The sequence below is a fragment of the Bradyrhizobium sp. USDA 241 genome (assembly GCF_049739505.1).
In the GTDB taxonomy this organism is placed as follows: domain Bacteria; phylum Pseudomonadota; class Alphaproteobacteria; order Rhizobiales; family Xanthobacteraceae; genus Bradyrhizobium; species Bradyrhizobium liaoningense.
In genome coordinates, this window is record NZ_JBMGPZ010000002.1 from 1,172,278 (window position 1) to 1,195,381 (window position 23,104).

The 23,104-nt window shown below is 63.6% G+C and carries 18 protein-coding genes and 5 pseudogenes; 13 read left to right on the forward strand and 10 right to left on the reverse strand.

Annotated features, from left to right (window positions below):
* Window positions 1-5: 5 nt before the first annotated feature.
* A pseudogene (locus ABIF91_RS06540) lies at window positions 6-392 on the reverse strand (DUF1330 domain-containing protein).
* A 105-nt stretch (window positions 393-497) separates the two neighbouring features.
* Between ABIF91_RS06540 and ABIF91_RS06545 the strand changes: the two are divergent.
* Both ABIF91_RS06545 and ABIF91_RS06550 read left to right on the forward strand, forming a co-directional pair.
* Entirely contained in the window at window positions 498-1,433 is a 936-nt protein-coding gene (locus tag ABIF91_RS06545; RefSeq protein ID WP_028179317.1) for a DMT family transporter, read from the forward strand.
* 223 nt (window positions 1,434-1,656) lie between these two features.
* Entirely contained in the window at window positions 1,657-2,634 is a 978-nt protein-coding gene (locus ABIF91_RS06550; RefSeq protein WP_028179318.1) for a Bug family tripartite tricarboxylate transporter substrate binding protein, read from the forward strand.
* Between the two features lie 149 nt (window positions 2,635-2,783).
* On the opposite strand, the gene ABIF91_RS06555 is transcribed toward ABIF91_RS06550, so the two are convergent.
* Window positions 2,784-4,469 carry a methyl-accepting chemotaxis protein gene (locus tag ABIF91_RS06555; RefSeq protein ID WP_028179319.1) on the reverse strand — a complete coding sequence of 562 codons (1,686 nt, stop codon included), beginning with the start codon at window positions 4,467-4,469 and terminating at the stop codon, window positions 2,784-2,786.
* A gap of 260 nt (window positions 4,470-4,729) precedes the next feature.
* On the opposite strand from ABIF91_RS06555, the gene ABIF91_RS06560 reads away from it, so the two are divergent.
* From ABIF91_RS06560 to ABIF91_RS06575, 4 genes are all read left to right on the forward strand, one after another.
* Window positions 4,730-5,773, forward strand: a complete 1,044-nt coding sequence (locus tag ABIF91_RS06560; RefSeq protein ID WP_028179320.1) for a C-terminal binding protein — start codon at window positions 4,730-4,732, stop codon at window positions 5,771-5,773.
* Between the two features lie 86 nt (window positions 5,774-5,859).
* Entirely contained in the window at window positions 5,860-7,200 is a 1,341-nt protein-coding gene (locus ABIF91_RS06565) for an ABC transporter substrate-binding protein (RefSeq protein ID WP_028179321.1), read from the forward strand.
* 155 nt (window positions 7,201-7,355) lie between these two features.
* Entirely contained in the window at window positions 7,356-8,312 is a 957-nt protein-coding gene (locus ABIF91_RS06570; RefSeq protein WP_028179322.1) for a carbohydrate ABC transporter permease, read from the forward strand.
* Entirely contained in the window at window positions 8,305-9,201 is an 897-nt protein-coding gene (locus tag ABIF91_RS06575) for a carbohydrate ABC transporter permease (RefSeq protein WP_028179323.1), read from the forward strand. The genes ABIF91_RS06570 and ABIF91_RS06575 overlap by 8 nt, the downstream gene beginning before the upstream one ends.
* A gap of 101 nt (window positions 9,202-9,302) precedes the next feature.
* Here the strand turns inward: ABIF91_RS06575 and ABIF91_RS06580 are convergent, their stop codons facing one another.
* Window positions 9,303-10,196: a LysR family transcriptional regulator gene (locus ABIF91_RS06580; RefSeq protein ID WP_028179324.1), complete on the reverse strand. Its 894-nt coding sequence runs from the start codon at window positions 10,194-10,196 to the stop codon at window positions 9,303-9,305.
* Window positions 10,197-10,555: 359 nt separating this feature from the next.
* Here ABIF91_RS06580 and ABIF91_RS06585 point away from each other — a divergent pair, with 359 nt between their 5' ends.
* Window positions 10,556-11,560 (forward strand): alpha/beta fold hydrolase, encoded by a 1,005-nt coding sequence (locus tag ABIF91_RS06585; protein ID WP_051393913.1) that lies wholly within the window; start codon window positions 10,556-10,558, stop codon window positions 11,558-11,560.
* Between the two features lie 149 nt (window positions 11,561-11,709).
* Window positions 11,710-13,065, forward strand: a complete 1,356-nt coding sequence (locus tag ABIF91_RS06590) for an esterase-like activity of phytase family protein (protein ID WP_028179326.1) — start codon at window positions 11,710-11,712, stop codon at window positions 13,063-13,065.
* 186 nt (window positions 13,066-13,251) lie between these two features.
* Here ABIF91_RS06590 and ABIF91_RS06595 read toward each other — a convergent pair whose 3' ends face one another.
* The 4 genes and pseudogenes from ABIF91_RS06595 to ABIF91_RS06610 form a co-directional block, all read right to left on the reverse strand.
* Window positions 13,252-14,082: an energy transducer TonB family protein gene (locus ABIF91_RS06595; RefSeq protein ID WP_028179327.1), complete on the reverse strand. Its 831-nt coding sequence runs from the start codon at window positions 14,080-14,082 to the stop codon at window positions 13,252-13,254.
* A pseudogene (locus tag ABIF91_RS06600) lies at window positions 14,082-14,267 on the reverse strand (biopolymer transporter ExbD); the annotation flags it as partial. The gene ABIF91_RS06595 and the pseudogene ABIF91_RS06600, both read right to left, overlap by 1 nt.
* Window positions 14,268-14,298: 31 nt before the next feature.
* Window positions 14,299-15,567 (reverse strand): IS256 family transposase, encoded by a 1,269-nt coding sequence (locus tag ABIF91_RS06605; RefSeq protein WP_014497957.1) that lies wholly within the window; start codon window positions 15,565-15,567, stop codon window positions 14,299-14,301.
* Between the two features lie 56 nt (window positions 15,568-15,623).
* Window positions 15,624-16,043: an ABC transporter substrate-binding protein gene (locus ABIF91_RS06610; protein WP_284280575.1), complete on the reverse strand. Its 420-nt coding sequence runs from the start codon at window positions 16,041-16,043 to the stop codon at window positions 15,624-15,626.
* A 184-nt stretch (window positions 16,044-16,227) separates the two neighbouring features.
* Between ABIF91_RS06610 and ABIF91_RS06615 the strand changes: the two genes are divergently transcribed.
* Entirely contained in the window at window positions 16,228-17,496 is a 1,269-nt protein-coding gene (locus ABIF91_RS06615) for an IS256 family transposase (RefSeq protein WP_038952271.1), read from the forward strand.
* Between the two features lie 26 nt (window positions 17,497-17,522).
* Here the strand turns inward: ABIF91_RS06615 and ABIF91_RS06620 are convergent.
* Window positions 17,523-18,304: pseudogene (locus ABIF91_RS06620) on the reverse strand (IS256 family transposase); the annotation flags it as partial.
* An 88-nt stretch (window positions 18,305-18,392) separates the two neighbouring features.
* Here ABIF91_RS06620 and tnpA point away from each other — a divergent pair.
* Genes tnpA through ABIF91_RS06640 form a run of 4 tightly spaced genes read left to right on the forward strand, consistent with a single transcriptional unit; the run spans window position 18,393 to window position 21,416 of the window.
* Window positions 18,393-18,815 (forward strand): IS66-like element accessory protein TnpA, encoded by a 423-nt coding sequence (gene tnpA, locus ABIF91_RS06625; protein WP_424578819.1) that lies wholly within the window; start codon window positions 18,393-18,395, stop codon window positions 18,813-18,815.
* Complete coding sequence (gene tnpB / locus ABIF91_RS06630) at window positions 18,812-19,168, forward strand: IS66 family insertion sequence element accessory protein TnpB (protein ID WP_018273742.1); 357 nt, start codon at window positions 18,812-18,814, stop codon at window positions 19,166-19,168. The genes tnpA and tnpB overlap by 4 nt, the downstream gene beginning before the upstream one ends.
* Before the next feature lie 50 nt (window positions 19,169-19,218).
* Window positions 19,219-20,769: an IS66 family transposase gene (gene tnpC / locus ABIF91_RS06635; RefSeq protein WP_035681142.1), complete on the forward strand. Its 1,551-nt coding sequence runs from the start codon at window positions 19,219-19,221 to the stop codon at window positions 20,767-20,769.
* The gene (locus tag ABIF91_RS06640) at window positions 20,766-21,416 is read left to right on the forward strand and encodes a UPF0149 family protein (protein WP_063712394.1); all 651 of its coding nucleotides are present in this window, start codon (window positions 20,766-20,768) and stop codon (window positions 21,414-21,416) included. Before tnpC ends, ABIF91_RS06640 begins: the two co-directional genes overlap by 4 nt.
* Before the next feature lie 48 nt (window positions 21,417-21,464).
* On the opposite strand, the pseudogene ABIF91_RS06645 reads toward ABIF91_RS06640, so the two are convergent.
* Window positions 21,465-21,716 (reverse strand): annotated as a pseudogene (locus tag ABIF91_RS06645) (IS256 family transposase); the annotation flags it as partial.
* 274 nt (window positions 21,717-21,990) lie between these two features.
* Window positions 21,991-23,014, reverse strand: a pseudogene (locus ABIF91_RS06650) (IS256 family transposase); the annotation flags it as partial.
* Between the last annotated feature and the right edge of the window lie 90 nt (window positions 23,015-23,104).

The following is a 23,104-nucleotide window of genomic DNA, read 5'->3' on the forward strand; positions in this document are numbered from 1 at the left end:
GCAAGCTACTTCTTGAACTTGCTGTAGGCTTCGCTGGTCGCGATGATGAGGTGCTCGGCGCAGCCGTTGACGCGATGCGGATCGGCCTCGCGCTCGTAAGCCTCCGACGTCATCATGTCGAGAAAGGCCGAGACCGTCGGATAATAGACCAGCGCCACAAAGTCCCATTCATTGCCGTCGTGCGGACCGAGTGCGACCGCCTTGGCCTCGCCGGTCCAGAGTAGCGTGCCGCCGCGTGCCCTGATCATCGGCACCGTGACCGCGCTGTAGCGAAGATAAGCGTCCCAGCCGGACCCGTTGCCGTCGCGCTAACGCGCATGGAAACGCATCAGGTTCAGCATCACCACCGGCGCCTGCGGATCGAGTTGCTCCAGGCCCTCAACGTTCAACATATTGACCGCCAATGGCACCTCCCCGGGTCATGTCTGCATTGTAGCATTGCGGCCCTGTGGCTTGTGCCACAACGACAATCCGGCGCAAGCTCGCATGCAACGCCAATGACGACCGCTTCGCCCGCGCCACCGGCCTCCAATCCGGCCAGCTGGCTCAACAACCAGCCTTATCTGCTGCTCAGCCTGACCTCGCTGTTCTGGGCCGGCAACATCGTGCTCGCACGCCATGTCGGCGCGCATGTGCCGCCGCTGACGGTGACCACGATCCGCTGGTACGGCGTATTCCTCATCCTGTTGCCGTTCGCCTGGCCGCATCTGAAGCGCGACTGGCCCGCCCTGCGCAGGAGCCTGCCGCTGATGCTGTTCCTGTCGCTGGTCGGCTTTGCCTTCAACAACGCGATCTCGTACTGGGCGATGCAATACACCGAGGCGCTGAACGCGCTTCTGATCCAGTCGGCAGGTCCGCTGTTCGTGGCGCTGTGGTCGCTGGTGCTGTTCGGCGTGCGGCTGACGGGCGCGCAGCTCGGCGGCATCGCGATCTCGCTTCTCGGCGTGCTGATCATCATCCTCCGCGGCGATCTCTCCGCGCTCAAGAGCATCAGCTTCAACAGGGGCGACATCATGTTCGCCTCGTCGCTGGTGGCGTTCGGCATCTACTCCGCCTTCATCCCGCGGCGGCCGAAGATCCATCAGCTCTCCTTCCTGTCCTTCACCACCTGCTGCGGCGCGACGATGCTGCTGCCGACGGCGATCTGGGAGGCCGCTAGCGGCCGCGTGCTGCAATTCGACCTGATCACGCTGGCGACGCTGGGCTACATCCTGATCTTTCCCTCCACCCTCGCCTACCTCTTCTTCAACCGCGGCGTGGCGCTGATCGGGCCGAACCGGGCGGCGCCGTTCTTCCATCTGGTGCCGGTGTTCGGCTCGGCGATGGCGATCCTGCTGCTGGGCGAAAAGCTGCAAGCGTTCCACCTGATCGGCTACGTGCTGGTGCTCGCCGGCGTCGTGATCGCATCGCGCCAGGGCTCCGCGGTGAAGTAATTCCGCGAGACGGACGATGCGCTCGTGTCCCGGACGCGCTGCGGTACGCAGTGACGCTGCGCAGAGCCGAGACCCAGTCTACCGCGGCATGGGCCCCGGTTCAGCAGCGCATCACTACGTGCTGCACTGCGCCCGGGGCACATGAGCGAGTGACGACGCATCTTTCTCTTTGTCCTCCGAGCGGCTAGGTTCCCCGCCAACGAAAAAGAGGGAACGACCAAATATGATTTCAGCGTTGATTCGAAACCTGCGGACCGTCGGCGCGGCCGTACTTTGCCTTGCCGCAGCATCCACGGCTCAAGCCGACAACTATCCGAGCCGCAACATCACGCTGGTGCTGCCGTTCGCGGCCGGCAGCGGCACCGACACCACGACGCGGCTGATCTCGCAGCATCTGTCGCAGGCGCTCGGCGTCGGCATCGTGATCGAGAACAAGGCCGGCGCCAACGGCATGCTCGCGGCGACCTATGTCGCGAAGGCCGCTCCCGACGGCTACACGCTGCTGGTGACGACCAACACCACGCATTCGGCCAATCCCTATCTGCTCAAGAACCTCACCTACGATCCGGTCAAGGATTTCACCCCGATCGCGCGCACCGGCGACCTGCCGTTCATGCTGGTCATCAATCCGGAAGTGCCGGCCAAGTCCGTCGCCGAGCTCGTCGCCTACGGCAAGGCCAATCCGGGCAAGCTGAGCTACGCTTCGGGCTCGTCGTCGGCGATCGACTCGGGTGCGACCTTCGCGCACAATGCCGGGCTCGACCTCCTGCACGTGCCCTACAAGAGCTCGCCGCCGGCGCTCAACGACGTCATGGGCGGCCGTGTCTCGATGATGTTCGTCGACATCCTGACGGGCCTGCCCCACGTCAACGGCAACGCCCTGCGCGCACTCGCCGTCACCACCAAGGACCGCTCGCCGCTGGTGCCGCACCTGCCTTCGATGCAGGAGGCCGGCGTGCCCGACTTCGACATCTCGTCCTGGCAGGGCTATTTCGGGCCGGCCGGCATGCCGAAGGAAATCGTGACCCGGCTCAACACCGAGATCAGGAAGATCGTCGAGAATCCGGAGATCAAGGCCAAGCTCGCCACGCTCGGCATGGACGCCTTCTCGGGCACGCCGGAACAGCTCGGCACTTTCGTGAACGAGCAGCTGGTGCTGTGGGAGAAGCTGATCACCAACGCGAAGATCGAGAAGCAGTAGGCACGCGCAAATGCCACTTACTCTACATCTTCCGTCATGGCCGGGCTTGTCCCGGCCATCCACGTCTGTCTGCGCGCGCGGCGCCCACGAACGTGGATGGCCGGGACAAGCCCGGCCATGACGACGGCGTAGAGTTTTTGCGTAGCGAGTTACGCCGCCCGCACCTTGGCGAGGAAGTTGTCGACGGCGGAGCGCAGCGCGCCGGACTGGTTGTCCAGCTCGCGCGCGTTGGAGAGCACGTCGGTGGCCGCGCTGCCGGTCGCTTCCGCGGCCGAGGTGACGCTGCCGATATGGGCGTTGATTTCGCTCGAGCCGGCCGCGACCGACTGGATGTTGCGGGCGATTTCGCGGGTCGCCTCGCCCTGCTGCTCGATCGATGCGGAAATGCCCGCGGTGATCTCGCTCATCTCGGCGATGGTCTGGGTGATGCCGGAGATGGCCGTGACCGCGTCGCTGGTCGAGGTCTGCATCGCCGCGACCTGCGCGGAGATCTCCTCGGTCGCCTTCGCCGTCTGGTTGGCGAGCGCCTTGACTTCGGAGGCGACGACCGCGAAGCCGCGGCCGGATTCACCGGCACGTGCCGCCTCGATGGTGGCATTGAGCGCGAGCAGGTTGGTCTGCGCGGCGATCGAATGGATCAGCTTGACGACTTCGCCGATCTTCTCGGCGCCGGTCGAGAGCACCTGCACGGTGGCGTTGGTGCGCTCGGCGTCGCTGACGGCGCGGCTCGCGACCTCGGTCGAGCGGGTGACCTGGCGGGAGATTTCCGCAACCGAGCTCGACAGCTCTTCGGCGGCCGCCGCGACCGTGCCGACATTGCCGGAGGCCTTTTGCGATGCAGCGCCGACCGTCGCGGCACGCGAGGAGGCGTCGCTGGCGGTTGCCGTCATCGACTGCGCCGTCGTCTGCATGCCGGCGGCGGCCGAGGAGACCGAGCGGACGATGCCGTTGACGCTGCGTTCGAAGTCGTGGGCGATCTCTTCCATCGCGCTGCGACGTTCCGCCGCGGCGCGTTCCTTGGCATCGGCCTCGGTCTTCTCGAGGGCGCGGATGCGAACCGCGTTGTCCTTGAATATCTGCACGGTCGAGGCCATCGCGCCGACCTCGTCGCCGCGGCCGACGCCCGGAATGTCGCCCTCGAGCTTGCCGTCGGCGAGGTCCTTCATGCGGGCGCCGAGCAGCGCCAGCGGGCGGCTGATGCCGCGACCGATCAGCCAGGCGACGCCGCCGGCGACGATGACGATGCCGAGCATTGCAATGCCGAGCATCCAGTAGACCGGCCCCATCTTGGCATCGATGTCGTCGAGATAGGCGCCGGTGCCGAGATACATGTCGAGGCCGGGCACCGCGACCGCGTAGCCGATCTTGCGGATCGGCTTCTCCTGACCGGGCTTCACATATTCATAGTGCAGCAGGATCGACCCTTTGGCCTTGACGCCGTCCATCAGTTCGACGGACAGCTTGCGGCCGTTGGTCATGACGTCCATGCGGTTTGCGCCGATCACCTTCGGATCGGGCGCGAGCTGGGTGATGCCGTCGTATGAGGTGCCGAACAGGTAGCCGGCGCCGTTGTCATAAGTCATCGCGTTGCCGTAGCGGCGAAGCTCGGCCATCGCCGCGTCCTTCGTCATCTCGCCGGCGTCGATGCGCTTCTTGAGCGCGGCAGCGTAGTTGCGCGCCATCTCCACGATCGCCTTGGCCTGGTCGATGCGTGCGCTCACCATCTCCTGCTTCATCAAGTAGCCGGCGAGGACGCCGGAGATGCAGAGACCCAACAGCGTGACGCCGACGAGAATGCCGAGCTTCGGGGCGATCTTCAGATTGCTCAATTTCACGGGTTGGCTCCGGCAATGATGGGATACGGGCACGCGACGAGATCGACTAAAATCGAATCAACTTTTAGTGCGGGAGCCCTTAGCAACTTACTTACATGCGTCCGTAGAAACCCGGACGCATTCGCCGGAAACGGCAGATTTATCTCCCTCCGACAACCGTGAATTGTACGCGACCGCATCGATTTCGCGTAAAAGACGCACAGGCCTGCCCGCGGAGGCGGGTCACAACAAGAACCGACAAACCAAATCGGGAGCGAAAAATGCCGAAATACAGGGTGGTGACGCCGAAGGGTGCGAGCTTCACCGTCGCGGGCAGCGATTATTCCTATGAGCGCGAGGCGCTCGATCCGATCGATGCCGAGATCGTCGAGGCGCCCGCCGACGAGGCCGGGTTCATCGCCGCCGCGAAGAATGCCGACGCCATCTACGCCAAGGGCATCCCGATCACGAGGTCGATCATCGACGCGCTCGAGAGCTGCAAGGTCATCACGCTCGGCTCGGTCGGCGTCGACAGTGTCGACGTCAAGGCCGCCACCGCGCGCGGCATTCCCGTCACCAACATCCCCGACACCTTCATCGAGGAGGTCGCCGACCACGCCATGATGCTGCTGCTCGCGGGCTTCCGTCGCCTGGTCGAGCAGGACAGGATGGTGCGGAGCGGCCGCTGGGCCGAGGGCCGGCCGGCACTGCTCAAGGTCCCGAGGCTGATGGGCCAGACGCTCGGCTTCATCTCGTTCGGCCGCGTCGCGCGTGCAGTTGCGAAGCGAGCGGCGCCGTTCGGCCTGCGCATGATGGCCTATGATCCGTTCATCCAGGAAACCCTGATGTACGACCACGGCGTCATCCCGGCGACGCTGAACGAGGTGCTGTCGCAATCCGACTTCGTGTCGATGCACGCCCCGGCCCGCCCCGAGGTGCATCACATGATGACCGAGAAGCATTTTCGGCAGATGAAGAAGGGTTCGATCTTCATCAACACGGGACGCGGCGCCACCGTGGACGAGGAGAGCCTGATCAAGGCGCTGCAAGAGGGCTGGATCGCGCATGCCGCCCTCGACGTGCTGGAGAAGGAACCGCCCTCGCACAACAATCCGCTGCTCGGCATGGAGAACGTGACCCTGACAGCCCACGTCGCCTCGGCCTCGGCACGGTTTGACGAGGCACGCAAGCGCCGCGTGGGCTACGAATTGTCACTGGTGCTCCAGGGCATGTGGCCGGTAAGCTGCGTCAATCCGTCGGTGCTGCAGAATACCGCGCTCCGCCGCTGGCAGCCCGTCAGCATGGACCGCGGCCCAAACAGCTAGGCGGGCGGCGTAGAACGCGCCGACGACCGAAACGGCCCTTCACCGGCGATCAACGCCGGGAAGGGAGACATCATAGGGAGGAACCGATGAGGAACGACATCACACGTCGTGACGCCTTGGCGCTGGGCCTGTCCGCTGCAACGCTCGCGGCCACCGGTGCTGCAGCGCAAACATCCAATATCAAGGCCGCCGACGTGGCGGTACCCAAGCGCGAGATCGAGAAGGGCGCATCCTTGCGCATGCTGCGCCCGGTGCGCTTCGTGCAGGCGGACGAGGACGTGTTCCGCGCCAACGCGGCAAAGTTCACCAAGGAGACCGGGGTCGAGGTCAAGGTCGACTTCGTCGGCTGGGAAGACATCAACCAGCAGACCGCGGTGACCGCCAATTCCGGCGCCGGTCCCGACATCATCATCGGCTTTTCGGATGCGCCGCACATCTACATCGACAAGCTGATCGAGCTGACGGACGTCGCCGACTATCTCGACAAGCGGTATGGCGGCTGGCTGCCGCTGGCGCAGCGCTACGGCAAGAAGAACAAGAGCGACGCCTGGATCGGACTACCGTTCGGTGCCACCGCGGGCCCCCTGATCTACCGCAAGTCGATCCTGCAATCGGTCGGCTTCGACCAGGTGCCGGAAGACCATGCCGGGATTCTCGACCTGTGCCAGAAGCTGCACAAGGCCGGCAAGCCGGCCGGGTTCGCACTCGGCAACGCCAAGGGCGACGGCAACGGCTTTGCGAGCTGGGCGCTGTGGTCGCACAACGGCTCCCTGCTCGACGAAGAGGGCAACGTCGTCATCAACAGCAAGGAGACCATCGCCGCGCTGAACTGGGTGAAGCAGTTGTACCCGACCTTCATCGCCGGCACGACGTCGTGGAACGACGTCAGCAACAACCGCGCCTATTCCTCGCAGGAGATTTCCCTGACCGCCAACGGCGTCTCGCTGTACTTCTCGCTGAAGAACGATCCGGCGACCAAGGCGATTGCCGAGGACAGCGAGCATCAATTGTTGCCGAAGGGCCTCGCCAAGGTCTCGCCGATGGCGGGCCTGACGCTGAACGCGATGGTGTTCAAGCACAGCCAGTACCCCAACGCCGCCAAGGCCTTCCTGCAATACATGCTGGAAAAGGACCAGTACGAGCCGTGGCTCAACGCCAACTCCGGCTACTGGTCCCAGCCGCTGGCCGCCTATGCCGAGGCCACCGTGTGGTCGCAGGATCCCAAGGTGAAGCTGTTCAAGAACACGATGAACAGCACCTATTACGACGGCTACAAGGGCCCGATCTCGACGGCGACGGGTGCCGTCAGCGCCGACTACGTGCTGATCCAGATGTTCGCGTCCGTCGCGACCGGCGCGGCCACGCCGGAGGCCGCGGCCGCCGAAGCCGAGCAGCGCTGCAAGCGGTACTTCCGGCGGCAGAAGTAGCGGCCGTCATTGCGAGCGAAGCGAAGCAATCCAGAGCGTGTCCGCGGAGACAGTCTGGATTGCTTCGTCGCTACAGCGCAAAATTGCTACGCAATTTTGTCGCGAGCTCCTCGCAATGAGGGTGTGGTGACCTTCAACGACAGGACAACAAACTGATGTCCGTGACGACCTTCTCTTCTCCGGAACTCGCGCAGCGGCAGCCGAACTGGCTGGTGCGGCTGTTCGACTACAAGCCGTTCCTGATCGTGATGTGCCTCGCGCCCGCGATCGGGCTGCTCTCGGTGTTCCTGACCTATCCGCTCGGGCTGGGCATCTGGCTCGCTTTCACCGACACCACGATCGGCCGGCGTGGCGTCTATGTCGGCCTGGAGAACTTCCAGTACCTGCTCACCGACTCCCTGTGGTGGAACGCGGTGTTCTACAGCGTCCTCTACACGGCCGTCGCGACCTTCGGGAAGTTCGCCCTCGGCTTCTGGCTCGCGCTGCTACTCAACAACCATTTTCCGTTCAAGAGCGTGCTGCGTGCGATCATCCTGCTGCCCTGGATCGTGCCGACCGTGCTCTCGGCGCTGGCGTTCTGGTGGATCTACGATCCCCAATTCTCGATCATCTCCTACCTGCTGGTCGACGTGCTGCATTGGCGCGACAGCAATGTCGACTTCCTCGGTTCGCCCTGGCCGGCGCGCTTCTCGCTGATCGCCGCCAATATCTGGCGCGGCATTCCCTTCGTCGCGATCTCGCTGCTGGCGGGCCTGCAGACCATCTCGCCCTCGCTCTATGAGGCCGCGATGCTCGACGGCGCCAGCGCCTGGCAGCGCTTCCGCTACATCACCTTCCCGATGATGATGCCGATCCTCGCCATCGTCATGACCTTCTCGATCATCTTCACCTTCACCGACTTCCAGCTCGTCTACGCCATCACACGCGGTGGCCCCGGCAACTCGACTCACCTGCTCGCAACGCTGGCCTTCCAGCGCGGCATCGCCGGCGGCGAACTCGGCGAAGGCGCGGCGATCGCGGTGTCGATGATCCCGTTCCTAGTGTTCGCGACGCTGTTCTCCTATTTCGGCCTGGCGCGCCGCAAATGGCAGCAGGGAGAAAGCAATGACTGACACCGTCGCGCAACCGACCGCGGACGCCAAAGCCGCGCCCGACACCATGGCCTGGGATTCCGGGCTGCGGCGGCTGATGATGATCTATCTGCCGCTCGGCTGCTTCGTGCTCATCCTGCTGTTCCCGTTCTACTGGATGGCCGTCACCTCGTTCAAGCCGAACGCGGAGCTGATGAATTACAAGGAGCACAATCCGTTCTGGATCTCCTCGCCGACATTGGCGCACATCAAGCACCTGCTGTTCAACACCGCCTATCCGCGCTGGCTGTGGACGACGATGCTGGTGGCGATCGGGTCGACCACGCTGTCGCTGATCGCGAGCACGCTGGCCGCCTATGCCATCGAACGGCTGCGCTTCCGCGGCAGTCCTTATGTCGGCCTCGGCATCTATCTCGCCTATCTGGTGCCGCCGTCGATCCTGTTCATTCCGCTTGCCACCGTCGTGGTGCAGTTCGGCCTGTTCGACTCGCCGCTTGCCCTGATCCTGGTCTATCCGACCTTCCTGGTGCCGTTCTGCACCTGGCTCCTGATCGGCTATTTCAAGTCGATCCCCTACGAGCTCGAGGAGTGCGCGCTGGTCGACGGTGCCACACGGCTGCAGATCCTGCGGCGGATCACGCTGCCGCTCGCGGTGCCCGGCCTGATCTCGGCCGGCATCTTCTCCTTCACGCTGTCCTGGAACGAGTTCATCTACGCGCTCGCCTTCATCCAGAGCGGTGCCAACAAGACGGTGCCGGTCGCGATCCTGACCGAGCTCGTCACCGGCGACGTCTATCAGTGGGGCGCACTGATGGCGGGATCGCTGCTCGGCTCGCTGCCGGTCGCGATCTTCTACTCGCTGTTCGTAGATTACTACGTGTCCTCGCTGACCGGCGCGGTGAAGGAGTAGCTAAAGCGCGATGAGATTTGGATGAATCGTCATCGCGCTTTAGATTGTTGTTTACGCATGATCTTTCCGGAAAACCGCTTCGCACTTTTCCGGATCATGCTTTAGGCCAGCCGCGCTTTGAGCCGCGGCGTGGCCCAATCCAGAAAGGCGCGGAGCTTGAGCGGAGCGGGCTTTCGCTCCGCGTAGATGATATGCACGGGCCAGGGCGCCTGCTCGAATTCCTCCAGCATGAGGACGAGCTTGCCGGAACGTCGCGCAGCCTCCATCTTGTAGGACATCACGCGCGTGACGCCGGCACCTGCGACGGCAGCTTCGACCGCCGCTTCCGAGTCGCTCACCGTCAATCTCGACCGTATCGGCACCGTGACTTCGCTGCCGTCCTTGACGAACTTCCAGCTCTTCTGCGCCGCGTGGCTGTCGACGCCGATACAATCGTGCGACGCGAGATCGGCGGGCTCGCTCGGGTGTCCCCGCTTCGCGAGGTATCCGGGACTGGCGCAGAGCACGAACCTGACCGAGCCGACCCGCGTCGCGATCAGGTTGCTGTCCGGCAGACTGCCGATACGAATCGACACATCGATATTCTCGTGGACGGTGTTGACGATGTGATCGGTAAGGACGAGCCGCAGCGCGATCTCGGGATAAGCCTCCATGAACTCGAGCGCGATCGGCAGAAGGTGCATGTGGCCCAGTCCCCACGGCGCCGTGACCGCGAGATCGCCCCTCGGACTTCTGTACTCGCCGGAGACCTCCCTCTCGGCATCGTCCACCTGCTCGATGATCCGCTTGCAGGCCTCGATATAGGATCGTCCCGCATCGGTCAGCGTCATCTGGCGCGACGACCTCTGAAACAGCTGGGCGTTCAGCCGTGCCTCCAGCTCGGCAACCGTTCGGCTGACCGTTGCGACCGGCATCCTGAGGCGCCGGGAGGCTGCCGAGAAACTTCCTGTTTCATTGACGGCGATGATCACCGACATCGCCTCCAGCCGGTCCATCAGACGCGTCTTTCCGTAACCTGAGAAGTAGCTTCTCGATCATATGGACTGATCCCGCCGGTCGCAATCGGTTACCCGAAGCTTGCTGCGGACTTTGGAATGGACGGCTGGAAGGTGCCTGGAAAACGACCAATCGACGAACGCCGGACATCATTCGGCTGCTCGCAATTCCGGCATCCCGGCCTCACGCGCGAAGACAGCATGGAATTGGATCTGCCTTCGGCATCCTCCGGCGCACCAGCCATAAGCCGCCGAGCACAAGTCCAGCGGCCGCTTTGACGACATCATCGCAGAATGCTGCGCCGGACCTGCGGGTACCGACGAATACAATCATCACCGATATTGACTGGGAGATCGACATGAGTACCGAGAACATCACAGGCCCATCAGCCGGCCTCGATCGCCGACACCTCGTCCTTGGCTTGTCCGGAGTTGCCGTTGCCGCGGCTGCACCGGCTGCCGCGGCGAAACCGCAACGCGATCATGCCAGAGCCGCGGACTATCCAGTCACGTACCATCGGACCAAGACCGTCGACGGGATCAAGATCTTCTACAGGGAGGCAGGGCCGAAGGATGCACCCGTGGTGCTGCTGCTGCACGGCTTTCCGACATCGTCGCACATGTTCCGCAACCTGATTCCGGCGCTGGCCGACCGGTACCACGTGATCGCTCCCGACTACCCGGGCTACGGACAGAGCGACATGCCGCCGCGCGCGACATTCAAGTATACGTTCGATCGTTTCGGCGAACTCGTCGATGGTCTGCTCGACCAGCTTGGCGTCAAGCGCTACGCGATGTACGTCATGGACTACGGCGCGCCCGTCGGCTGGCGGCTGGCGCTCAAACATCCCGAGCGTATGAGCGGCCTCATCGTTCAGAACGGCAACGCCTACGACGAAGGACTGAAGGAGTTCTGGAATCCGATCAAGAAATACTGGGCCGACGGGTCAGACAGCAGCCGTCAGGCGCTGATGAAGCTGCTGACCCTGGAGACGACCAAATTCCAGTACACCGACGGCATGTCCGACGTGAGCCGCATCTCGCCCGACAACTGGGTCCATGACCAGGCGCTGCTAGACCGGCCCGGCAACAACGAAATCCAGCTGGACATGTTCTACGACTACCGGACCAATCTGCCGCTATACCCGGTAGTGCAGGCCTACTTCCGCAAGCACAAGCCGCCGACGCTGATCGTGTGGGGCAAGAATGATTTCATCTTTCCGGCCGACGGCGCCCATCCTTACAAGCGCGACCTTCCCCAGGTGGAGTTTCATCTCATCAACTCCGGCCACTTCCTGCTCGAGGACAGGTTCGACGAGGTAACGCCCCTGATCCGCGATTTCCTCGCTCGCAAGATTGCCTGAGGCGCAACGAGATCGGATCCCGCGTCACCGAACCCGATTCCGATCTCCTCGCCGCCAAACAGTAGCCGGGCCTGCGGCCTTTGGCCCGGCTTCACAAAACTGCAACGTGCCGTCCGCATAAGGCGTGCGTCCACCAACAGGAGACGCACATGCGCGCGACCCTTCTCAGCACCGTCGCAACGATCATTCTCACCGCAAGTTCTGCGCTGGCGCAGAGCGAAGGCGAATTCCCGGCGAAGCTCGCCGGCCACGTGGTGATGCCGGCCGAGTCGTTCATCGACGCGCCGGCTGACGCACCCGCCGATCTCAAGACTGCAGGCAAATATACCACCGGCAAGCGGGTCGACGCGCTTGGTACCGTCATGGGCAAGTCCTATGAGCGACCGACCGGCGTGTCGCTGCCGTTCAAGGGCCAGCCGCTCCAGGGTCATTCGGGCATCAAGACCATGCCCGACGGCAGCTTCTGGGTCATCACCGACAACGGCATGGGTGCGCGCGCCAACTCGCCGGACTCGATGCTGTACCTGAACCGCTACAAGATGGATTGGGCGAGCGGCAGGATCGAGCGACAGGAGACCATCTTCCTGCACGATCCCGACAAGAAGGTGCCCTTCCGCATCGTGCATGAGGATAGCTCGAAGCGCTATCTCACCGGCTCCGATTTCGACACCGAAGGCTTCCAGGTCGTCGGCGACACCTTCTGGATCGGCGACGAGTTCGGCCCCTATATCCTGAAGGCCGACAAGTCGGGCAAGATCCTCGGCGTGTTCGACACGGTCGCCGACGGCAAGCCGGTGCGCTCGCCGGACAATTGGGCGGTCGCGACGCCGGGTGCGCCGGGCGCGACCTACACCAACGTCAATCTCCGCCGCTCCAAGGGCTATGAGGGCTTCGCCTCGTCGAAAGACGGCAAGTTCCTCTATGGCCTGCTCGAAGGACCGCTGTGGGATGCCGAGAAGAAGGACTGGGAGAAGGTCGACGGCAAGGAAGCCGCCCGCATCCTCGAATTCGACGTCGCCGCGGAGAAGTTCACCGGCCGCTACTGGCAGTATGTGTTCGAGCAGAACGGCAATGCCATCGGCGACTTCAACATGATCGATCAGGCCTCCGGCCTCATCATCGAGCGCGACAACGGCGAAGGCACCGCCGACAAGGCCTGCCCGCAGGGCACCCGCGGCGAGAACTGCTTCCCTGACCTCGCCAAGTTCAAGCGCGTCTACAAGATCGAGCTCTCCGACGCCAATGTCGGCAAGCCCGTGCGCAAGATCGGCTATATCGACCTGATGAAGATCAGGGATCCCGACAAGAAGGCGCGGAAGCCGCTCAACGACGGCGTCTACACCTTCCCGTTCTTCACCATCGAGAACGTCGATCGCGTCGACGACACCCACATCATCGTCGGCAACGACAACAACCTGCCGTTCTCCTCCAGCCGCGATCCCAACAAGGCCGACGACAACGAGTTCGTGCTGCTCGAGGTCGCGGATTTCCTGAAGGCGAAGTAGCAGATCGGCCTCTCCACAGCTGCCACAAGCTCCGCTATGCGTCCCCGCGAAAGCCGGGACGCATAGCCGTAGGGAGCGGTTGTCGAACGAGATCGGAATGGCCGATCCTCGTCAATTTACGCCTCGTGGTTAGGGATCTGCGCTGACGCTTCTCCGGGGCGACGTCTGAGTCGTGGAGACCGCCCGCTACCTCACCGTGAACTCCACCGGGATCGAAAAGCTCATCGAACCGGTCCTGATCTCATCCGGAAACGGCGGGAACGGCGAGGCCTGGCGGATCATCGCCATGGCCTGGGCATCGAAGACGGCGACGCCGGACGAGCCGCCGAGGCGGCTGGACGTGACTTGCCCGCTGCGGCTGAGGGTGAAGCTCAGCCTCGCGACGCCGCGCTGGCCGCCGCCACCTGACGGATATTGGTGGAAGCGCATCAGATGCGCGCGGACGCGTTGATTGTAGGATGCAATCGCGGAGGCCGTCGCACCCGCACTCATGGCGGATGCCATCGGCGCCTCGCGCTCGGCGCGCGGCGGCGCGCTGGTGCGCGGCGCGGGCGTCGCCTCCGACGGCTTCTTCGCCTCGCGGCGAACCACCTTCGGCTTCACTGGAGCGAGCTTTTCGACCGGCACGGTCTTCGCCGGCTCGGGCCTGGCCGGCGTCGGCTCAAGCTTCTGCTCCGGTGGCGCGACCACCTCCGGCTTCTCCTGCGGCGGCGTCGGCGCGATGGTCTCCTCGATGGCCTGCTGCTGGACGGGTTCGGGCGGCGAGGCGTCGGCCTCTTGCATCACCGGTCCTGGGGCGAGGACGTCCTGCGTCGGCTGCGGCGCCGAGGTCACCGGGGCCATGTCGATCATGATCGCCGGCAGGCTGACGCCGTGCTCGGGCTGCGACTTGAGCCAGTTCGCCGCAAGCAGCGCGGCAGCCACGTGCAACACCACGATCACGGCCGCCGAGACACCCCAGCGCGCGCCCTCGTGCTCACCCAGCGGCTTGTGCAGGGCGAAGGCATTCGCGGCCATCAGCTGCGTCCGTCGAGGCCGACCAGTGCGACCTTGAGATAGCCGGCATTGCGCAAGGTATTCATCACCTCCATTAGGTCGCCATAGGAAACGGCCTTGTCGGCACGCAGATAAATGCGCTCGTCCTTGCGGCCTTTGGTGGCTGCATCGAGCGAGCCGCCGAGCGCGTCGCGACCCACGATATCGAGCTATGCGGGATTTTGGGTGACGAGGCGATCAGGCGGCGTGGTTTTCCGGCACTTGGATGACCTCGATGCCGTTTTCGAATCTGACACCTGCGCTGACCTTCGGCAACTGATTTGTGCCTTTCAGCCGCCGCCAGGTCTTTGATGCGGCGCAGAGCAGCTTGAACACCATCAACTTGGCAGTCGTTGACGATAACGAACCTTTCGTGCGCACCGTTCTGTGCCGGACCGTCGCGAACACGCTTTCGATGGGATTCGTCGTCCGCAAGTGGTCCCAATGCTCGGCGGGGAATTCGTAGAACGCAAGCATTGCGTCGCGATCTTTCGTCAGGCACTCGACCGCCTTGTCGTACTTCGCTCCGTATTTCTCGGCAAAGACATCGATCGCCACTTCGGCCGAAGCTCGGTTGGACGCCAAATAGACCTCGCGCAGATCCTTCTTCATGCTGGCCTGTACCGACACTGCGACTTTGTTCAAGATATTCGCGGTTTTGTGCACCCAGCACCGCTGATGTCGCGTGGCGGGAAAGACCTCGTCGAGCGCCTTCCAGAAGCCGAGCGCGCCGTCACCGACGGCGATTTCCGGGGCGATCTTCAGCCCTCGGGTTTTCGCCTCGACGAGCAGTTCGTGCCAGCTCTGCGTGCTCTCGCGCACGCCGACCTGGAAGCCGATGAGTTCCTTCTTGCCTTCCGGCGTCGCGCCGATCAGCACCAGCATGCATTCGCTGTGGTCTTCCATGCGAGCCTGCAGGAAGACGCCGTCCGCCCACACGTATACGTACCGGCGCGCCGACAGATCGCGCTTCTGCCAACGCTCGTACTCGAGCTGCCACTCCGTCGTCAGTCTGGAAACCACCGCCGGAGAAAGATTCGGCGCATCCTTGCCCAAGAGCGCCGCCAGCGCCTCCTGGAAGTCGCCCGTCGAGATGCCTCGCAGGTACAGAACCGGCAAAAGTGCATCCAAGCTCTTCGTGCGCCGTGCCCACAACGGCAGGATCGCCGAGGTGAAGCGGATCCGCTCGCCATCGCTGGTCACCGCGCGATCGCGAATCTTTACCCGGGCGACTTCGACGGCGCCGATCCCCGTCTGGATCGTCCGCACTGGACCATGGCCGTGTCGCACGAGGCGGTCGCGGCCATCGGGAAGCTTCAAGCCCTTCATCGCGGCGAGAAACGCCTCGGCTTCCATCTCGACAGCCTGCGCAAGCAGCTGCCGAGCTCCAGATCGCAAAATATTCGTCAGTGGATCGTCGATCTCATCGGGCTGACGCAGTGGGACAATGTTGCTATGCTCGTTCATGGCGTATCGCTCTCCTTGAGGTTCTGGCAGGCTCGACACCCGCCTCGATACGCCGCCTATCTCATTCCGTCATCACCCAGTTTCCCGCATAGCTCCTTGACGATCTGGCTCCGTGGAAGGCGGAGTTGAGCCATCATGGCATCGAAGATCACCTCGCCCTCGCTTCCCCTACGGTAGCCGAGACGCTTGTCGATCAGGTCAGCTGGACGGCGCAGCCCGGAGGCCTCCAATGTAAATATTGCGATTGACGTGTCGAGAAAGCTTGCCGCGAAAGCGGTCACCGGGATGCCGCCCCAGGCGGCGAGCAAGAACTTCTGGCCGCTGGTAACGCCAATAGCGCGCTCGCGGGCAACAGTTGCCACAAAATGGGGGTCATTCGGCTCGGCTCGCAGCACGACATTGGGCGCAAAGAAGCCTTCCCTATCGGCAACCATCTCTCCGGCAAATCGAGCGCCGAACGATCCATCCAGCAGCACGACCGTTGGCGCAGCTAGTTCGCGGTAGGACTCGGCAGGGGACGATTCGGATCGCAGGAGTCCGTAGAGCGCTCCGGCGATAGCAATGAGCTATGGCGGAATCTGGGTGATGACGGTGTGAGGAAGGCGGCGTATCGAGGCGGGTGACGAGCCTGCCAGAACCTCTCGAGGAGAGCGATACGCCATGACCGAGACTACCAATGTTCTTGCTTTCCGTCAGCCGTCCGCGGTTGATGATCCACTGACCGATATCGTTCGTGCCGGCGCGCGGGACCTGCTTGCCAGGGCGATCGAGATCGAGGTTGGAGCGTTTCTGGCCAGCACGGCCAATCTGACGCTGCCCGACGGTCGAGCGCGCCTGGTCCGACATGGGCACGGTCCGGTGCGCGAGATTGCGACCGGCATCGGTCCGGTGGAGGTCGCTCGTCCCAAGGTCCGCGACCGCGGAGCGAGCGGGCCAGGCGACCGCCTCCGCTTCAGTTCGGCAATCCTGCCGCTATGGGCGCGGCGGACGAAGAGCCTGGATGCCTTGATCCCGGTCCTCTATTTGCGCGGCATCTCGACCGGCGACTTCCAGGAGGCGCTCTCGGCGCTGCTCGGCAAGGATGCGCCGAACCTGTCGCCTTCGGTGATCGCCGGCCTGAAGGCCGATTGGCAGGTCGAGTACGAACGCTGGCAGAGACGCGATCTGTCGGCGCGTCGCTATGTCTACATCTGGGCCGATGGCGTGTACCTGCAGGCCCGCATGGAAGATCACAGCGAATGCATGCTGGTGCTGATTGGCACCACGCCGGAAGGCAAGAAGGAGCTGATCGGCTTCCAGGTCGGCGTGCGCGAGAGCGCGCAGAGCTGGCGCGAACTCCTGATCGACCTGCGGCAACGCGGGTTACGGATTGCCCCGCAACTCGCCATCGGCGACGGCGCCCTCGGCTTCTGGAAGGCACTGGACGAGGCCTTTCCCGGCACGCGGCACCAACGATGCTGGTGCCATAAAGTGAGCAACGTACTCGACAAGGTCGCCAAATCCGTGCAGGGCCCCATGAAGAACGACCTGCGGAACATCTATCTGGCCCCACACCGGGCCGAAGCTGAAACCGCGATCGACGTCTTCGTCGAGAAATACCACGTCAAATACGGACGTGCGGTGGAGTGCCTGATCAAGGATCGCCATGCGCTGCTCGCCTTCTTCGACTTCCCTGCTGAGCACTGGATCCACCTACGCAGCTCGAACCCGATCGAGAGCGTCTTCGCCACGGTGCGCCACCGAACGGTGCGGACCAAGGGATCGCTGTCGCAACAAACTGCGAAGCTGATGGTGTTCAAGCTCATCGACGCCGCATCGAAGACCTGGCGGCGATTGAAGAGCACGAACCAGTTGCCGAAAGTCATCGCCGGTGTAAAGTTCATCGACGGAATCGAAGTCATTCCGAACACTGAAAGCCACGCCGCCTGATCAGGCCGCGTCACCCAAAATCAGCCATAGCTCGCGGGGAATTCGTAGAACGCAAGCATTGCGTCGCGATCTTTCGTCAGGCACTCGACCGCCTTGTCGTACTTCGCTCCGTATTTCTCGGCAAAGACATCGATCGCCACTTCGGCCGAAGCTCGGTTGGACGCCAAATAGACCTCGCGCAGATCCTTCTTCATGCTGGCCTGTACCGACACTGCGACTTTGTTCAAGATATTCGCGGTTTTGTGCACCCAGCACCGCTGATGTCGCGTGGCGGGAAAGACCTCGTCGAGCGCCTTCCAGAAGCCGAGCGCGCCGTCACCGACGGCGATTTCCGGGGCGATCTTCAGCCCTCGGGTTTTCGCCTCGACGAGCAGTTCGTGCCAGCTCTGCGTGCTCTCGCGCACGCCGACCTGGAAGCCGATGAGTTCCTTCTTGCCTTCCGGCGTCGCGCCGATCAGCACCAGCATGCATTCGCTGTGGTCTTCCATGCGAGCCTGCAGGAAGACGCCGTCCGCCCACACGTATACGTACCGGCGCGCCGACAGATCGCGCTTCTGCCAACGCTCGTACTCGAGCTGCCACTCCGTCGTCAGTCTGGAAACCACCGCCGGAGAAAGATTCGGCGCATCCTTGCCCAAGAGCGCCGCCAGCGCCTCCTGGAAGTCGCCCGTCGAGATGCCTCGCAGGTACAGAACCGGCAAAAGTGCATCCAAGCTCTTCGTGCGCCGTGCGCCCACAACGGCAGGATCGCCGAGGTGAAGCGGATCCGCTCGCCATCGCTGGTCACCGCGCGATCGCGAATCTTTAGATAGCGGTACGACGACCCCACCTCGTTTAGGTGGACGGGATGAGCGAGACTCGCGCGTGGATTTGACAACGCGAGGGACGCTCGTTCCATGCATCAAGACAGACATCAAGACGGGCATGATGCCGCCTCCTATCAGCGGATCGAGGTGATCACAGGGGAGAGGCGACGGCGCAGTTGGAGCGATGCGGAGAAGGCGCGGATCGTGGCCGAGAGTGCCGATCCGGAGACGAGCATTTCCGAGGTGGCTCGACGCAACGGGGTGAACCGGGGACTGCTCAGTGTGTGGCGGCGCCAGGCGCGGCTCGCGTCGAGCGAAGCGCCGCAGTTCGTGCAAGTCAGGCTCCAGGCCGCCGTCGAGGCGCAGCCGAACGCGATCGATAAGGCGCATGTTCTGACGGATCCGGCCGAGCGGATCGAGGTGATGATCGCGGGCGCGACGGTGCGCGTGCCCGTCGGCGTCGACGCCGCGACGCTGGAGCGCGTGCTGGCGGCGGTGAGATCGACGCGATGATCTCTTTCGGTCCAATGGTCCGTGTGTTCGTCGCGACGCAGCCGATTGACTTTCGTAAAGGCGTTCATGGCCTTGTCGCGCTGGTAGCGGAGGGATTAGGCGGCAAGCCCTACAGCGGTGACGTTTATGTCTTCCGATCGAAGCGATCGGATCGTTTGAAGCTACTGGTTTTTGACGGCTCGGGAATGGTTCTAGCGACGAAGTGGCTGGAGAATGGGGGCTTTGCCTGGCCACCTGTTCGCGAGGGTACGATGCCGGTGACGGGGGCGCAACTGGCGATGCTGATTGAAGGTCTTGCGGAGTGGTCGCGTGTGGTCCCGAAGGTGACGAAGCGGCCGACGAAGGTTGCCTGAAGCGTCTTGTTTTGCTGGCGATTGCGAGTGCGTTCGTGTAGCTCTGCGATATGGCGCTTCGCCCCGAAGATCTCCCCTCTGACCCTGCGGCTCTTGCCGAGATGGTGCTGGCTTTCGAAGGCGAGAACGATGATCTGCGCGCAGAGATCGCCACGTTGAAGAGCCTGATCTTCGGCGCACGATCGGAGCGCGCGGCGATCGTCTGCGCCGAACAGATCGCGTTTGATCTGGAACGGACCGCCGGCTCACAGCTCCCGGCCAATGACGACAAACCGGACGCGCCGCGGCCGGAGCGGCGCAAAGCGAAGCGCAACATCGGCGCGCTGCCGGCGCATCTGCCTCGGGTCGAGCGGGTGATCGAGCCGGCGTCCACGCTGTGCCCGTGCTGCACGGGTCAGATGCATCGGATCGGCGAGGAGAGCAGCGAAGCGCTCGATCGGGTTCCCGCGTGGCTGCGCGTGCTCCGCACGATCCGTCCAAAATACGCCTGCCGCTCCTGTGAGGGCCCGATTGTCCAGGCCCCGGCACCGGCGCGGCTCGTCGAGGGCGGCATGGCAACGACGGCGCTGATCGCGCATATCGCCGCGGCCAAATATGCCTGGCAATCGACGCTCTATCGCCAGACGCAGATCCTGGCGGGTCAGGGTGTCGTCGTCGACCGTCAGACGCTGGCGCGCTGGATGGGGAGCGCGGCGTGGCTGGTCAGGGGCCTCTACGATCTGCAACTGAAGACTATGCACGGCTTCGAGCGGCTGTTCTGCGACGAGACGCCGATGCCAGTGCTCGATCCGGGACGCGGCCGCACGAGGATCTGCCAGTTCTGGGCGCACGCGACGGACGATCGGGCGTGGAAGGGGCCGGCGCCGCCGGCGGTCGCCTACGTGTTCGCAGGTGGTCGCGGCAAAAAGGAGATCGTGGCGCAGTTAGCCGGCTTCGAAGGCGTGCTGCAAGTCGACGGCTATGCCGCCTACGCCTCGCTGGCGGGCGATGCGATGATGTCGGGCCAGATCCAGCTGGCGTATTGTCTCGTTCACGCGCGCCGCAACTTCGTGAGGGTGCACAAGACGACGAACTCACCCTTCGCCGCGGAGGTCATCGAGCGCATTGCGGCCGTCTACGCGATCGAGGAGAGGATCCGCGGTCTCGATGCTGGGGAACGCCGCGCGACGCGACAGGCCGAGACGAAGCCGCTGATGGAGGCGTTGAGGGCCCGTCTGATCGCGGTGAAGGACGGGATCTCCCGCCGCTCGACGCTCATCAAGGCGATCGACTACATGCTCGAACGCTGGCAGGGCCTGACGACGTTCCTGGATGACGGGCGGCTCGAGCCGGACACCAACACGGTCGAACGATCGATCAGGCCAATTGCGATCGGAAAAAAGAACTCGTTGTTCAGTGGTGACGAAGGCGGGGGCGAGACCTGGGCGATACTCGCTTCGCTTCTTAACACAGCGAAATTGAATGGCCTCGACCCCGAGGCGTATCTCGTCGACGTTCTCGATCGCATGGTGAGCGGCGCCACGAAGACCAACCAGCTTCACGAACTTCTGGCCTGGAACTGGAAGGCCGCACGCGAAGCCGAAAAGCGGGCCGTGGCATGACGAAGCCGAAGCAAGGGCGGGGAACGCGAAAAGCACGCAAGACGACGATGGCGGACTATGCCATGTCGTTCGAACGGCTCGGGCAATGGATCAGCAAGCGCGCCAGGTCGCCGACGCTTCGGCATCCGCGGGCGACGTCGCTCTCCATGCTCGATGGCGCGGTGGCCGCGGTCGTCGCCGGGCCGGTCTCGATGGCGTCCGAGGAATGGGTGTGCCCGCTCCTCGGCGTAGATCCCGACGCCTTCAATCACGACACCGAGGAGTTCTCGGCAATCGCCGCCACGCTGATGCGCCACAACGCTATCAGCGAGACGCTGTCGACGAGACCGGAGAGCTTCGAGCCGCTGTTCGTGCGATCACCGGACGGCGAAGTCGACCCGCAGCCCTGGTGCATGGGCTTCTACGCCGTCATGAAGCTTCGGCTTCTCGTCTGGTCGCGGCTTCTCCCCCCGAATGGAACCGAACACCTTATGCTGCGGCCGATCTTGGTCCATTGCATCGACGACGCCGGTCGACCCTTGCTACCCCCGGCCCGGCGCACGCTGGGAACGCAGCCCATCATCCAAAACGCCTGGCGCAACATTCCAGCAACCGTCGAGGCCCTCCGGCAGTTCTGGATGCCTATACGCTTCAAGCGCGGTGCGTAGGCCGTCCGCACCAAGTCCGTGGCTCCGTGGGCCTCTCGTACCGTTTACAATCTTTACCCGGGCGACTTCGACGGCGCCGATCCCCGTCTGGATCGTCCGCACTGGACCATGGCCGTGTCGCACGAGGCGGTCGCGGCCATCGGGAAGCTTCAAGCCCTTCATCGCGGCGAGAAACGCCTCGGCTTCCATCTCGACAGCCTGCGCAAGCAGCTGCCGAGCTCCAGATCGCAAAATATTCGTCAGTGGATCGTCGATCTCATCGGGCTGACGCAGTGGGACAATGTTGCTATGCTCGTTCATGGCGTATCGCTCTCCTTGAGGTTCTGGCAGGCTCGACACCCGCCTCGATACGCCGCCTATCTCATTCCGTCATCACCCAGTTTCCCGCATAGCTCGCAAAACTTCCGCTGCGTCTACTTCTAGATCGGCCTTATCCAAGTTGTAACGTTGCGTCGCTTCTTCGGCGGTGCACACTGCTAACAGTGCCTTAGCGTACGGGAGCTCGGGCGGCAGAACAGTTGGTTGCGAGACGGATGCCAGAGCTATCGCCAAATTTTGGTGACGGCCGGGCCGGTCAGGCGGCGGCGGTTTTGGGCTCACGGTCAGCCGTGCTTGGCGATGACCTCAATCCCGTCGTTGAATGTCACACCGAGCACGAGTTTTGGCAACTGGTTGTGACCATCGAGTCGACGCCAACTTTTCTGCGCGGCCTCGGCCAGTTTGAAGACCATCGCGAGCGCCGTCCTGTTGGACAGGCAACCCTTCGATCGGATCGTGCGGTGGCGCACGGTGGCGAAGGTGCTTTCAATGGGATTGGTCGTCCGCAGGTGTTTCCAGTGCTCGGCGGGGAAGTCGTAGAAAGCCAGCAGCGTGTCCCGATCCTTGCCGAGGCAGTCGGCCGCCTTTTCGTATTTGGGTGTGTAGCTCTCGATGAAGGCGTCGAATGCCAGCTCGGCGGTGGCCTTGGACTCCGCCATCCAAATCTCCTGCAGCGCGCGTTTGGCTTTCGGCTGCTGGCTCTTTGGCAGCTTGGCGAGCACGTTGGTGGTCTTGTGCACCCAGCAGCGCTGCTCGCGCGTTGTCGGCCAGACCTCACCGGCGGCCTTCCAGAACCCGAGCGCGCCGTCGGCAATGACGAGCCGCGGCGACACGTCGAGCCCACGCCGCTTCAGATCGAGCAGCAGATCGCGCCAATCGTGCGCGCTCTCGCGGGCGCCATCGGTGAAGCCGACCAGTTCCTTGCGGCCTTCCGGCGTCGCGCCGATCAGCACCAGGATGCACTGCTTCTCGTCCTCGAGGCGAGCTTCGAGATGGATGCCATCGGCCCAGATGTAGACATAGCGCCTGGCCGAAAGATCGCGCTTTTGCCACGCGGCGTACTCGTCGAGCCAGCCGTCCTTCAGGCGACCAACGGCGGATGCCGACAACCCGGCAGCATCCTTGCCGAGCAGCGCCGCCAGCGCCTCGGAGAAGTCGCCGGTCGAGATCCCCTTCAAATAGAGGATCGGCAGCAGCGTCTCGATCGACTTCGACCGCCGCATGTAGGGCGGCACGACCGATGGCGAGAACCGGATACGGTCGGGATCGGCGGCGGCGGCAGAGCTGGCCCCGGTTGTTTGGACAGCGCCCTGCTGGATTTAAGTGGATTCCTGCCGGGTTATGCTGAACGAGGGGCTTTACGGTTTTGT

Excerpts from the sequence above, each read along its gene's own strand:
- ABIF91_RS06545 (WP_028179317.1), top strand. The coding sequence starts at position 498 with ATGACGACCGCTTCGCCCGCGCCACCGGCCTCCAATCCGGCCAGCTGG.
- ABIF91_RS06580 (WP_028179324.1), bottom strand. The coding sequence starts at position 10,196 with ATGGACCGGCTGGAGGCGATGTCGGTGATCATCGCCGTCAATGAAACA.
- ABIF91_RS06570 (WP_028179322.1), top strand. The coding sequence starts at position 7,356 with ATGTCCGTGACGACCTTCTCTTCTCCGGAACTCGCGCAGCGGCAGCCG.
- ABIF91_RS06575 (WP_028179323.1), top strand. The coding sequence starts at position 8,305 with ATGACTGACACCGTCGCGCAACCGACCGCGGACGCCAAAGCCGCGCCC.
- ABIF91_RS06595 (WP_028179327.1), bottom strand. The coding sequence starts at position 14,082 with ATGGCCGCGAATGCCTTCGCCCTGCACAAGCCGCTGGGTGAGCACGAG.
- ABIF91_RS06550 (WP_028179318.1), top strand. The coding sequence starts at position 1,657 with ATGATTTCAGCGTTGATTCGAAACCTGCGGACCGTCGGCGCGGCCGTA.
- ABIF91_RS06640 (WP_063712394.1), top strand. The coding sequence starts at position 20,766 with ATGACGAAGCCGAAGCAAGGGCGGGGAACGCGAAAAGCACGCAAGACG.
- tnpA (WP_424578819.1), top strand. The coding sequence starts at position 18,393 with ATGCATCAAGACAGACATCAAGACGGGCATGATGCCGCCTCCTATCAG.
- ABIF91_RS06605 (WP_014497957.1), bottom strand. The coding sequence starts at position 15,567 with ATGAACGAGCATAGCAACATTGTCCCACTGCGTCAGCCCGATGAGATC.
- ABIF91_RS06585 (WP_051393913.1), top strand. The coding sequence starts at position 10,556 with ATGAGTACCGAGAACATCACAGGCCCATCAGCCGGCCTCGATCGCCGA.
- ABIF91_RS06565 (WP_028179321.1), top strand. The coding sequence starts at position 5,860 with ATGAGGAACGACATCACACGTCGTGACGCCTTGGCGCTGGGCCTGTCC.
- tnpC (WP_035681142.1), top strand. The coding sequence starts at position 19,219 with ATGGCGCTTCGCCCCGAAGATCTCCCCTCTGACCCTGCGGCTCTTGCC.
- ABIF91_RS06590 (WP_028179326.1), top strand. The coding sequence starts at position 11,710 with ATGCGCGCGACCCTTCTCAGCACCGTCGCAACGATCATTCTCACCGCA.
- ABIF91_RS06615 (WP_038952271.1), top strand. The coding sequence starts at position 16,228 with ATGACCGAGACTACCAATGTTCTTGCTTTCCGTCAGCCGTCCGCGGTT.
- ABIF91_RS06560 (WP_028179320.1), top strand. The coding sequence starts at position 4,730 with ATGCCGAAATACAGGGTGGTGACGCCGAAGGGTGCGAGCTTCACCGTC.
- tnpB (WP_018273742.1), top strand. The coding sequence starts at position 18,812 with ATGATCTCTTTCGGTCCAATGGTCCGTGTGTTCGTCGCGACGCAGCCG.